This window comes from Streptomyces sp. NPDC059248, assembly GCF_042753905.1.
In the GTDB taxonomy this organism is placed as follows: domain Bacteria; phylum Actinomycetota; class Actinomycetes; order Streptomycetales; family Streptomycetaceae; genus Streptomyces.
Map to the genome: position 1 here is coordinate 166466 of NZ_JBHYZV010000003.1, position 10492 is coordinate 176957.

Genomic DNA, 10492 nt, shown 5'->3' on the forward strand with positions numbered 1-10492 from the left:
GGCTTCGGCTGACTGCTGTCCCCGTCCCTTACGGACGAGGGCGCCTCGGCACTCAAAGAGACCGGAAAGAGACCGGGAAAACTTCCGACTCACCTGGGAAAACGCCCCGTTCGCCCGCGTTTCCCCCACAGTTGTGCCTCAGGTGCGGGCGAGCGCCGCCTCGGCGGCCCGCCGCCGGTGCCGGGCCACCCGCTCCCGGTTCCCGCAGGTCTCGCTCGAACACCAGCGGCGCCGGCTGCCGCGGGAGGTGTCCACATACACCCGCCGGCAGCTCTCGCCCTCGCACTGCCGCAGCAGCGTCCTGGCCACCGGGTCGGTGAGCAGTTCGACGGCGTCCCGGGCGACGGCGGCGAGGAGTTCGGCGCAGTCGGGGGTCCGGGTGACCGCCCGTACGAGGGCGCCGCTGGGGTCCCGTACCGCCCGAACGGCCGGGGGCGCGCCCGCCGCCAGCGCGTTCACCCGGTCGAGGGCGGTGTCGGCGGGGGTACGGACACCGTCGGCGTGGCGCCCCTCGATCTCGGCGCGCACCACCTGGGCGAGCTGGCCGCGGAGTTCGGCGAACCGCTCGACCCAGCGGGGGCAGTCGGCGGGCAGCGGCGTCCCGGGCGGTACCAGCCGCGCCCCGACCAGCCAGCGCCGCAGCCGCCCCTCCCCGGCGAGCGGCTCGTCGACGGCCCTGCCGACCCCGCCGCCGGGCTCGCCGGTGGCGACGAGGTCGAGACAGACCCGCCCGCTGTCGAAGCGCCAGTCGTACGGATCGGGCGCCGCCGGATCCACCGGGTCGGCCGCGTATGCCGCCATGCCCCTGTCACCACCTCGGGCTCGCCACGGGTCTCGCTCCCAGAGTGCTCCTACCCTCCCGATCCGGAAACACCCCGGGCCGTGGCACCCCGAGTCCGCGCCCCGTCAAAGGACGACCCGCGGCCGACCGCGACGGAAAAGCGCCCCCTACCTCCGGAGGGCCCGGCCCGGGGCCATGTCCTCGTACCGCTCGGACGGCTCCGGCACGGCCGCCCGCGCCCCCGTCACCGCACCCGCGCCCGCGGCCGGCGGCGCCGCGCAGAACGTGGCCTCCAGGGTGCGCGGCAGCGTGTTCAGGACCGTGCCGTTGTTGGACGTGTTCGCGACCGCCGTGATCGCCCGCTTCCCGTCACCCGACGCGAAGGCGAACGTGTAGTACCCCTGCACCGTTCCGGTGTGCCCGTACACCGACACCCCGCACGACAGATCGCGCCGCCGCAGCCCCAGCCCGTACCCCTGGGTGGAGTTGACCGGCGTCCAGGTCCGCATCTCGGCCAGCGACCCGGCCGAGGTCAGCTCGCCGCGCAGCAGCGCCGAGAGGAAGGTGTTCAGATCCCGCCCGCTGGAGATCACGGCCCCCGCGCTCTGCGCCCAGGACACGGTCTGCCGGGTCGAGTCGACCAGCGGCGCCCCCGCCTCGTCGGGCCGCAGATAGCCCTTGATGTGGCGGCCCGGGACGGCGGTCGACGGGTGGACGTAGTACGTGTCGTCCAGGTCGAGGGGGTCGATGATCCGCCGCTGGTACGCGGTCCCGACATCCGTCCCGGTGAGCTTCTCGATCAGCATGCCCGCGACGACGAAGTTGGTGTTGGAGTACGAGTACGTCGTGCCCGGCGTGACCGTCGGCGGCTTCGCGAGGGAGAGGTCGAGCAGCTCGCGGTAGCCGAAGACCCGGTTGCGTACGGACTCGAAGCCGGGCACCGTCGCCGCGAACATGTCGTTGGTGTAGTCGTACAACCCGGTCCGGTGGCTGAGCAGATGACGGACCGTGATGCGCGGGTCGACCAGACCGGGGAGGTAGCTGTTCACCGGCGTGTCCAGCGCGAGCCTGCCCTCGTCGACGAGCTGGAGCAGGACGACCGTGGAGAACGTCTTGCTGACGCTGCCGATCCGGAAGCGGTCGTCGGCGCTCATCGCCCGCCCGGTGCCCCGGTCCCCGATGCCCTCGGCCTGCCGCAGGACGCTCCCCCGGTCGTCGATCCGGGCCATCGCGCCCGGTGCCCCGTTGGCCAGCGCCGCCTTGAGGGCGGCCCGCAGCGCCACCGGGTCGGGTGCGGTCGGCTCGGCGGCGCCCGCCCCCTGCCGCTCCCCGCTCCGCGCCTCGGGCGCGGCAACGGCGGAATGCGCGGGCGCGAGCACCGCGCACAGCGACAGCAGTGCGGCGCCGGCCGCGGTTCCCCTGCTCACCTTGGCTGAGACCATCGTGGTCGTTCTCCCGTCATGTCCTGGTGGCGGCGCGAACGCGACCGCCGTCACCAGCTATAGACGGCGATCTTCCGTAAGCGGTGCACCGGCGGGGGTGAACTCCCGTTATGTCGCGCCCCCCAGGCATCTCGCGCCGGTGCGCGCGCCCCTCACCGGAGCCCGTCGAGGCGGGGCTCCGACTCCGTCCGGGTCCGTTTGATCTCCTGGAATCCCGGTACGGACGCCAGCAGCAGAAAGCCGTCCCAGAGCCGCCCGGCCGCCTCCCCCGCGGGCGCGGGCGAGACCACGGGTCCGAAGAGCCCGACCCGCCCGCCGTCCGGCCCCGGCACCCCGAGTACCGGTGTGCCGACCTCCGTACCGACCAGGGCGACGGCCTCGGCGTGCGAGGCGCGGACGGCGTCGTCGTACTCCGTGGTCCAGGCCACCGACGCCAGTGCGGCCGGCAGCCCCGCGTCGGCCAGGGCCCCGGGGATCGCGTCCCAGTCCCCGTCGAGATGGAAGCGCGCGCCGAGCCCGGTGAGCAGCTCGCCCAGCGCCCGGGAGCCGTACCGCAGCTCGACGGCGGCGCAGACCCGCGCGGGCGCCCACAGATATTCGCCCCAGTCGCCTTCGGGGTCGTCGTCGCGGTGTTCGTTGAGTACGGCGAGGCTCATCACACGCCACCGTACGGAGAAGGACCGTACGGCCGAGGCTTCGACGAGCCAGCGCGAGGTGAGATAGGTGTACGGGCACACGGGGTCGAACCAGAAGTCCACATCCACCGCTCCACGTTAGGCCTTCGGCGCCGCGCCCATCACCATCAAGTCCTCATCCGGCAGCCACCACTCCCCGGCGGGCAGTTCCAGCCAGCCGTGTTCGGCTCCCAGGGCGCGGGCGGTGCGCAGCAGGGCGTCGGCCGCCGGGTGGCGCAGACCGCGCCGGTGGACGAGGGAGACCGGCGACAGCGGTACGGGGTCGGTGAGCGGCCGGAGCGCCATGCCCGGTACGTCCATGAGGACGGTACTGGCCAGGACGGACCAGCCCTGCCGCCGGACGACCCGGACGAACTCGTCGGGGCCCGTGATCTCGGGGTACGGATCGGCCATCGTGAGGGAGAAGTCGGCGAACAGCCGGGCGGCGAGGGCCGTCCACGCCGCGGTGGCCGGATTCCCGGCGGCGGCGTACAGCGGCATACCCGTGAGTTCCCGTACCGGCACTTCGGCCAGGGTGGTGAGCGGATGCCCGTCGGGGAGCAGGACGGCCATCCGCTCGTACCGCACCGGCCGGTGTTCCAGCTCCGCCCGGACCGCCGGGTCGAGTCCGGCGAACCGGCCGAACGCCACATCGAGGCGGCCCGCGACGACCTCGGCCGCCGCGCCGGTGAGCCCGGTATGGTAGCGGGCCATGAGGTCGAGGCCGGGTTCGGCCCGCCGGGTGGCGTCCAGGACGTGCTGTCCCGTACTCGGTGAGGCGCTCACATCCACCAGCAGGGGGCGCCGGGCGCCGCCCGCGACGGCGGCCCGCAGTTCGTCGTGGGCGGCGAGCACGGCCCTGGCGTACGGCAGCAGCCGCTCCCCCTCCGGCGTCAGCGCCACCCGCCGGGTGCTGCGGACGAACAGATCGGCGCCCAACCGCTGTTCGAGGCGGCGGATATCGCGGCTGAGCGCCTGCTGGGCGACGTACAGCCGGGCGGCGGCGCGGGTGAAGTGCAGCTCGCGCGCCACGGCGTCGAAGGCGCGCAGCAGCCGGGGGTCGAGGTCCTGGTCGCCCATCCCCCGGAATTTACACCGGGATTGCGTGAATCGACCCCGAACAGGTGTTGGACCACCGCCGCCGGGCGGCCGGATGCTGACCGTATGCCTCCACCCCCGTCCGCCGGGGCGCCGCGCGCCGCCGGTTATCTCCGGCTGTTCGCACCGCCCGGCGCCGCCGCGTTCACCGCGGGCGGTCTGATCGCCCGGCTGCCGTTCGCGATGTTCGGCGTCAGCGCCGTGATCATGATCGAGGAGTCCCGGGGGTCGTACGCCCTCGCGGGCGCGGTGACCGCGACGGGGCTGACGGCGACGGCGCTCGTGGCGCCCTGGACGGCCCGGCTGGTGGACCGGTACGGGCAGGCGAGAATCGCGGTCCCCGCCGCCGTACTGGCCGCGCTGGGGTCGCTGGCGCTGGTGCTCTGCGTCCGGTACGACGCCCCGGACTGGTCCCTGTTCGCGGCCTACGCGGCCACCGCGACGGCGCCGAACACCGGCGCCATGGCCCGCGCCCGCTGGGCCCATCTGCACCGGGGCGATCCGGCGGCGCTGCATACCGCGAACTCCTTCGAGCAGTCCGTGGACGAACTGTGCTTCATGACGGGCCCGGCGATCGCGGCCCTGTTGTGCTCGGCGCTCTTCCCCGAGGCGGGGACGGTGACCGGCGCCGTACTGCTGGTGGCCGGGATGCTGCTGTTCACCGGGCGGCGGTCGACGGAGCCCCCGGCGGCCCCGCGCGCCCCGGGATCGAGGTCTCCGCTGCGGACCCGCGGGATGCCGCGGCTGCTGGTGGTCTTCCTGGCGACCGGTGTGGTCTTCGGCGCGCTGGAGGTGACGACGCTGGCGTTCGTCCCGGGGCCGGCGGCCGGACTGCTGATCGGGCTGCAGGCGGGCGGCTCCTGCGCGGCGGGACTGCTGTACGGGCTCCGGCCCCGCTCGGTGGAGCCCGCCGCGCTCGTGGTCTGTCTGGCGGCGATGACGGCCCTGATGACGCTGCCGCTCCTCGCCGCCCGCTCGGGGTCGACGGCCGCCCTGGCCGCCGGGCTGCTGCTGGCGGGCGCCGCGACCGCGCCGACGATGATCACGGGAATGGCGGCGGTGCAGCGGATCGTCCCCGCGGGCCGGGTCAACGAGGGCATGACGCTCGCGGTCACCGCGATCCTGACCGGGATCGCGACGGGCGCGGCGGGCGCCGGCCGGCTCGCGGAAAGCGCCGTACCGGGGACGGGTTACGCCCTGCCGGTCGCCGCGGCGGCGACCGCCCTGGGTCTGGCGCTGCTGCGGGCCCGACGGGCACGGGTATGACGGGTATGACGGGTACGACGCGCACGACGGGCGCCGGGCACTCCGGACAGGACGCGCACGACGAAGGCCCGGCTGTCGTGACAGCCGGGCCTTCGTCTCACATGGGATGAGTGGAGATGGCGGGAATCGAACCCGCGTCCAACGGTGCAGAAACAGGACTTCTCCGAGCGCAGTCCGCTGCGATTTTCTCAGCCCCGGAGATCACACGGACAAGTCTCCGACGGGCTCAGTCACTGTTTGGTTTTCCTCTTGACCCCGTGACCGGGCCTAGAGGTTGAGTTCCCTAGTTGACGCCAGGGTCCGGGTCGGGAACACCCCCGGGCTGACGCTCCATGAGTGAAGGTTCGTCTCTACTGCTTATTAGGCAGCGAGGGCGAAGGCTTCGGAGTTATCGCGCTTGTTATTGGCGATTATTGGTTGCGACATATGGTTTACGAGATCATTGCCGCTTCCTCGGCTCGCTTCTCCTGCTTCGACATCCGCTGTCGAAACCGATCATCCCCATGTTGAGTTTTCAAGCAGTGCCGACGGCAACCCATCGGCGTGCCCCTCACCGAGGGACGTTCCCATCGTACGGGACCAACACGATCCGGTGCCAGCGCATTACCCGGCGGCCCGGATCCCGCGGCCTTCCCCGGCCTTCCCGATGCCGCCCGGCCCCGGCCGAGCACGCACCGACCCGACCCGCTCCGACCCGCTCCGGCCAGGCGCTACGCCGACCGCTGCCGCCGCCGCGCCGCCGAGATCGCCCGGTCCGACTCGCGCCGGTCCTGCCGCTCCCGCAGCGTCTGCCGCTTGTCGTACTCCTTCTTGCCCTTCGCCAGGGCGATCTCCACCTTCGCCCGGCCGTCCTTGAAGTACAGGGCCAGCGCCACGATCGTGTGCCCCGACTCCTGCGACTTCGCCTCCAGCTTGTCGATCTCCGCCCGGTGCATCAGCAGCTTCCGCTTGCGGCGGGCGGAGTGATTGGTCCACGTCCCCTGCGTGTACTCCGGTACGTGGACGTTGTGCAGCCACGCCTCGTGCCCGTCGATCTGGACGAACCCGTCCGCCAGGGACGCCCGCCCCTGGCGCAGCGACTTCACCTCGGTGCCGGTGAGCACGAGGCCGCACTCATAGGTGTCGATGATGTGATAGTCGTGCCGCGCCTTCTTGTTCTGCGCGATCAGCTTGCGACCTTTTTCCTTAGCCATAGTGCGGCCATTTTCGCACTACGACCCCACCCCCAGGCCACCCAATACCGTCTCCGCCCGCTCCTCGGCGTTCTCGCCGTCCGCCGGGGTCACGTCGGGGACGATGCCCCGGCCGTCGACCTCGTGCCCGTCGGGCGTGCGGTAGTGCCCCACGGTCAGCTCGGCCACCGAGCCGTCCGGCAGGGTGCTGGGCATCTGCACCGAGCCCTTGCCGAAGGTGCGGGTACCGACGGTGACCGCCCGGCCACGGTCCTGAAGGGCGCCGGTGACCATCTCGGCGGCGCTCATCGTGCCCCCGTCGACCAGCGCGACCACCGGGCGTCCCGTATCGCCGCCGGGCTCCGCGTACAGGGTGTGCTGCTCGCCGTCCATGTCGTACGTGGCGACCAGACCGCCGTCGAGGAAGGCGGAGGCGGCCGTGACCGCCTCGGTGATCAGCCCACCGCTGTTGCCGCGCAGATCGAGCAGGACCCCGGCACCGTCCGGCGCGTCGGCCACGGCGTCCTTCACCCGCTCGCCCGTGCCCCGGGTGAAGGACGACACCCGGATCTTCACCGCGCCGCCCGCGAGCCGCTCGACCGTCACGGACTCCGCGGGCAGGGTCGTACGGACCAGCCGCTCGGTCCAGGTACGCCCGTCGCGCTCCAGACCGAGCACCACGTCCGTCCGCTCGTCGCCCCGCAGCAGGGCGACGATCTCGGTGACCGGGCGGCCGTCGACGGGCCGGCCGCCGATCGTCCGCAGCCGGTCCCCGGTCCTGATCCCGGCCCGCGCGGCCGGCCCGCCGGGCCGTACCCGGGCGACCTCCACCCGGCCGTCGCCCGAACGTCTGGCCCACAGCCCCACCCCGGTGTACTCACCGTCGAGGGTCTGCTGGAACTTCGCGTACTCGTCCCGGTCGTAGACCGCGCCCCACCGGTCGCCGCTGCGGCTGACGACCTCCTCGGCCGCCTGCGTACCGGAGCCGCCCTCGGCCACCGCCTCCGCGGCGGCGCGCGCCACGATCTCCGGGTCGACGGTCGCCCCCACCGGACGGGCGTCCAGCGGGCGGGAGTCGTCGGCGGGGCGGTCGACCGGCAGCGCGTCGGTCACGGCACCCGCGGCCAGCACGCTCACGAAGATCAATGTCAGGGCCGCCCCGCGGCGGGAGCGGCGGGGCCGAGGGCAGAACTCAGGGCCCGGCATGCGCCCGAGTCTAGGACAAGCCTCGGGCGCCGTAAGGTCGTTGTCCGTACCGCGCCCGGGGCGGATGTCACACCTTGAGGTACTTGCGCAGTGCGATGAAAGCGGCAAGGGCGGGCATCAGCAGCCCGATCACCACGACCAGCGGCAGGGTGGACGCCACGGCGTCCCAGCCGATGAAGTTGATCAGCGGCATCTTGTCGGCGAGCGCGAGCCCGTGGTCGATCAGGAAGTAGCGGCCCGCGATCAGCATGCCCGCGGCCATCAGCCCGCCCAGCAGCCCGGCGATCGCCGCCTCCAGGATGAACGGCAGCTGGATGTAGAAGCTGGAAGCCCCGACCAGCCGCATGATGCCGGTCTCACGCCTGCGGCTGAACGCCGAGACCCGTACGGTGTTGACGATCAACATCAGCGCCACGACCAGCATCAGCGACATCAGCGCGATCGCCGCGCGGTTCATCCCGGTCATCAGATCGAAGAGGTTCCGGAGGATGTCCCGCTGATCCTCCACGGACTGCACCCCCGGCCGGCCCGCGAAGGCCGTCGCGACGACCTGGAATTTCTCCGGATCATCCAACTTCACCCGGTACGACTCCGGCATCTGGTCCGGCGTGATCGTATCGGCGATGGGCGTGTCGCCGTAGCTCTCCTGGTAGCGCTTGAACGCCTGCTCCGCGCTCTCGTAATGGATCTTGTCGACGATGTCCATCTTCTGGAGATCGGCCTTGATCTGCTCCTTCTGCCCGCCGGTCACCGCGCCCTTGGAGCACTGCGGCGAATACCGCGCGTCGGTCTTGTTGCAGAGGAAGATCGAGACATTGACCTTGTCGTACCAGTAGTCCTTCATCGTCCCGACCTGCTTGCCCAGGAGCACGGCGCTGCCGAAGAGCGCGAGCGACAGGGCGACCGAGATGATGACGGCAAAGGTCATCGTGAGATTGCGGCGGAGACCCACAGCGATCTCCGACAGGACGAACTGGGCGCGCATCGCGTGCGATCAGCCTTTCTCGCGCTGGTGGTACTGGAACGGGCCGGCCGCGGCGGTCAGTGCTGGTAGCCGTAGACGCCGCGGGCCTGGTCGCGGACGAGGCGGCCCTGATCCAGTTCGATGACGCGCTTGCGCATCTGGTCGACGATGTTCTGGTCGTGGGTGGCCATCACCACGGTGGTCCCGGTCCGGTTGATCCGGTCGAGCAGCTTCATGATCCCGATGGACGTCTGCGGATCGAGGTTCCCGGTCGGCTCGTCGGCGATCAGCAGCATCGGCCGGTTGACGAACGCCCGCGCGATGGCGACCCGCTGCTGCTCACCGCCGGACAGCTCACCGGGCATCCGGCGCTCCTTGCCGCCGAGTCCCACCAGGTCGAGGACCTGCGGTACGGCCTTGCGGATCTCACCGCGCGGCTTGCCGATGACCTCCTGCGCGAAGGCCACGTTCTCGGCGACGGTCTTGTTCGGCAGCAGCCGGAAGTCCTGGAATACGGTGCCCAGCTTCCGCCGTACCTGCGGCACCTTCCAGTTGGAGATCTTCCCGAGATCCTTTCCGAGGACGTGGACCGTGCCGTGACTGGCCCGCTCCTCCCGGAGGATCAGCCGGAGAAAGGTCGACTTGCCGGAACCGGAGGAACCCACCAGGAACACGAATTCGCCCTTGGCGATGTCCAGGGACACATCGTGCAGGGCTGGCCGGTTCTGCTTGGGATAGGTCTTGGAGACATGCGCGAATCGGATCACGGTGCACACCACGGTCGGCCGGGAGCAGAGGTGTGCGTGACACTACGCGAACCGTCCGTGAGTACGCAGTAGACGGCCGGGGTTGCGAAGATTGTCACGCCCATTTGCCCCTCCCCCGCCCGGGGGAGGAATCCGGGCCCCGCGCCGAACGGCGCCGGAGCTGGCACAGTGGTAGGGGAACAGTCGCGTGTCCTTGAGCGTTGTCCCACGAGAAGTGTGCTGACGGCCCGCGGAACGCGGCTCGCGCGCGCGGGAGGAGGAGAGCGCATGACCTATGACCGTCTGGTGTGCGCCAACTGTGCGGCCCCGGTCTCCGAGGGCCGCTGCCCGGTGTGCCGCGCGAATCGCGAGCGACTCCAGCAGGAGGGGGAGGGCCCCTTCGCGGCCCTGACCCCGGCGGCGCTGCTGACGCTCCTGGTGCTCCTGATCGCGGCCGTCGCGTTCCTGGCGACCCGCACGGCCTGACGACGCCCGAGGGCCCGGGGTGCTGTGCCGCACCCCGGGCCCTCGTCGTCGCTCTTGTCACCCGACGGTGACCGGCCGTCGTCCGGCCGGTTCACCCTGTGACGGGTTTTTCACTCAGACGGCCGCACGCCCGCCGCCGACCAGCCGCGGCAGCATCCGGAAGCCGATCCCTCCGGCGATCATGGTCGCCGCCCCGACGAGCAGGTACGTGACCTCCATCGCCCCGGTCTCGGCGAGCTCCTCCTTGGCCTCGCCCTGCTGGACGGGCTGCGAGCCGGCGTTGTTGGTGTCGGTCTGGTCGCCACCACCACCGGCCGAACCGCCGGTGGAACCGTTGGTGCCGTTGCCGCCGGTGGTCTGACCACCGTGGCTGTTGCCACCGGTGTCGTTACCGCCGTCGTCGCCACCGCCGGGGGTGCCGTTTCCACCGCCGGGAGTGCCGTTACCGCCACCGGGGGTCCCGTTCCCGTTACCACCGCCGGGGGTCCCGTTCCCGTTACCGCCACCAGGGGTCCCGTTCCCGTTACCGCCACCAGGGGTCCCGTTCCCGTTACCGCCACCAGGGGTCCCGTTCCCGTTACCGCCACCAGGGGTCCCGTTCCCGTTACCGCCACCAGGGGTCCCGTTCCCGTTACCGCCACCAGGGGTCCCGTTCCC

General features: G+C 71.7%; 10 protein-coding genes, 1 other RNA gene and 1 pseudogene. 2 read left to right on the forward strand and 10 right to left on the reverse strand.

The window, feature by feature from the left end:
• Positions 1–138: 138 nt before the first annotated feature.
• The 4 genes from ACFXG1_RS02650 to ACFXG1_RS02665 all read right to left on the reverse strand — a co-directional run bounded on the left by ACFXG1_RS02650 (position 139) and on the right by ACFXG1_RS02665 (position 3977).
• Positions 139–801 (reverse strand): CGNR zinc finger domain-containing protein, encoded by a 663-nt coding sequence (locus tag ACFXG1_RS02650; RefSeq protein WP_384712731.1) that lies wholly within the window; start codon positions 799–801, stop codon positions 139–141.
• A 147-nt stretch (positions 802–948) separates the two neighbouring features.
• Complete coding sequence (locus ACFXG1_RS02655; protein WP_384740433.1) at positions 949–2223, reverse strand: serine hydrolase domain-containing protein; 1275 nt, start codon at positions 2221–2223, stop codon at positions 949–951.
• Between the two features lie 152 nt (positions 2224–2375).
• The gene (locus tag ACFXG1_RS02660) at positions 2376–2987 is read right to left on the reverse strand and encodes a disulfide bond formation protein DsbA (protein WP_384712740.1); all 612 of its coding nucleotides are present in this window, start codon (positions 2985–2987) and stop codon (positions 2376–2378) included.
• Between the two features lie 9 nt (positions 2988–2996).
• Positions 2997–3977, reverse strand: a complete 981-nt coding sequence (locus ACFXG1_RS02665; protein WP_384712743.1) for a LysR family transcriptional regulator — start codon at positions 3975–3977, stop codon at positions 2997–2999.
• Between the two features lie 84 nt (positions 3978–4061).
• Between ACFXG1_RS02665 and ACFXG1_RS02670 the strand changes: the two genes are divergently transcribed.
• Positions 4062–5261 (forward strand): MFS transporter, encoded by a 1200-nt coding sequence (locus ACFXG1_RS02670; protein WP_384712746.1) that lies wholly within the window; start codon positions 4062–4064, stop codon positions 5259–5261.
• A gap of 108 nt (positions 5262–5369) precedes the next feature.
• Here the strand turns inward: ACFXG1_RS02670 and ssrA are convergent.
• The 5 genes from ssrA to ftsE all read right to left on the reverse strand — a co-directional run bounded on the left by ssrA (position 5370) and on the right by ftsE (position 9370).
• Positions 5370–5764, reverse strand: a transfer-messenger RNA (tmRNA) gene (ssrA, locus tag ACFXG1_RS02675).
• Positions 5765–5971: 207 nt separating this feature from the next.
• Positions 5972–6454, reverse strand: coding sequence for an SsrA-binding protein SmpB (gene smpB, locus ACFXG1_RS02680; protein ID WP_384712749.1), 483 nt, complete (start codon positions 6452–6454; stop codon positions 5972–5974).
• 18 nt (positions 6455–6472) lie between these two features.
• Positions 6473–7639: a S41 family peptidase gene (locus ACFXG1_RS02685; RefSeq protein WP_384740439.1), complete on the reverse strand. Its 1167-nt coding sequence runs from the start codon at positions 7637–7639 to the stop codon at positions 6473–6475.
• Positions 7640–7706: 67 nt separating this feature from the next.
• Positions 7707–8624 (reverse strand): permease-like cell division protein FtsX, encoded by a 918-nt coding sequence (ftsX, locus tag ACFXG1_RS02690; protein ID WP_384722913.1) that lies wholly within the window; start codon positions 8622–8624, stop codon positions 7707–7709.
• A 56-nt stretch (positions 8625–8680) separates the two neighbouring features.
• Entirely contained in the window at positions 8681–9370 is a 690-nt protein-coding gene (gene ftsE / locus ACFXG1_RS02695) for a cell division ATP-binding protein FtsE (protein ID WP_384722910.1), read from the reverse strand.
• Positions 9371–9637: 267 nt separating this feature from the next.
• Between ftsE and ACFXG1_RS02700 the strand changes: the two genes are divergently transcribed.
• Complete coding sequence (locus tag ACFXG1_RS02700) at positions 9638–9835, forward strand: hypothetical protein (RefSeq protein ID WP_384740444.1); 198 nt, start codon at positions 9638–9640, stop codon at positions 9833–9835.
• A 114-nt stretch (positions 9836–9949) separates the two neighbouring features.
• On the opposite strand, the pseudogene ACFXG1_RS02705 reads toward ACFXG1_RS02700, so the two are convergent.
• Positions 9950–10492, reverse strand: a pseudogene (locus tag ACFXG1_RS02705) (hypothetical protein); the annotation flags it as partial.

Bases quoted from the DNA above. Each gene is read 5' to 3' on its own strand.
- ACFXG1_RS02650 (WP_384712731.1), bottom strand. From the start codon at position 801: ATGGCGGCATACGCGGCCGACCCGGTGGATCCGGCGGCGCCCGATCCG.
- ACFXG1_RS02655 (WP_384740433.1), bottom strand. From the start codon at position 2,223: ATGGTCTCAGCCAAGGTGAGCAGGGGAACCGCGGCCGGCGCCGCACTG.
- ACFXG1_RS02665 (WP_384712743.1), bottom strand. From the start codon at position 3,977: ATGGGCGACCAGGACCTCGACCCCCGGCTGCTGCGCGCCTTCGACGCC.
- ACFXG1_RS02670 (WP_384712746.1), top strand. From the start codon at position 4,062: ATGCCTCCACCCCCGTCCGCCGGGGCGCCGCGCGCCGCCGGTTATCTC.
- smpB (WP_384712749.1), bottom strand. From the start codon at position 6,454: ATGGCTAAGGAAAAAGGTCGCAAGCTGATCGCGCAGAACAAGAAGGCG.
- ACFXG1_RS02685 (WP_384740439.1), bottom strand. From the start codon at position 7,639: ATGCCGGGCCCTGAGTTCTGCCCTCGGCCCCGCCGCTCCCGCCGCGGG.
- ftsX (WP_384722913.1), bottom strand. From the start codon at position 8,624: ATGCGCGCCCAGTTCGTCCTGTCGGAGATCGCTGTGGGTCTCCGCCGC.
- ACFXG1_RS02700 (WP_384740444.1), top strand. From the start codon at position 9,638: ATGACCTATGACCGTCTGGTGTGCGCCAACTGTGCGGCCCCGGTCTCC.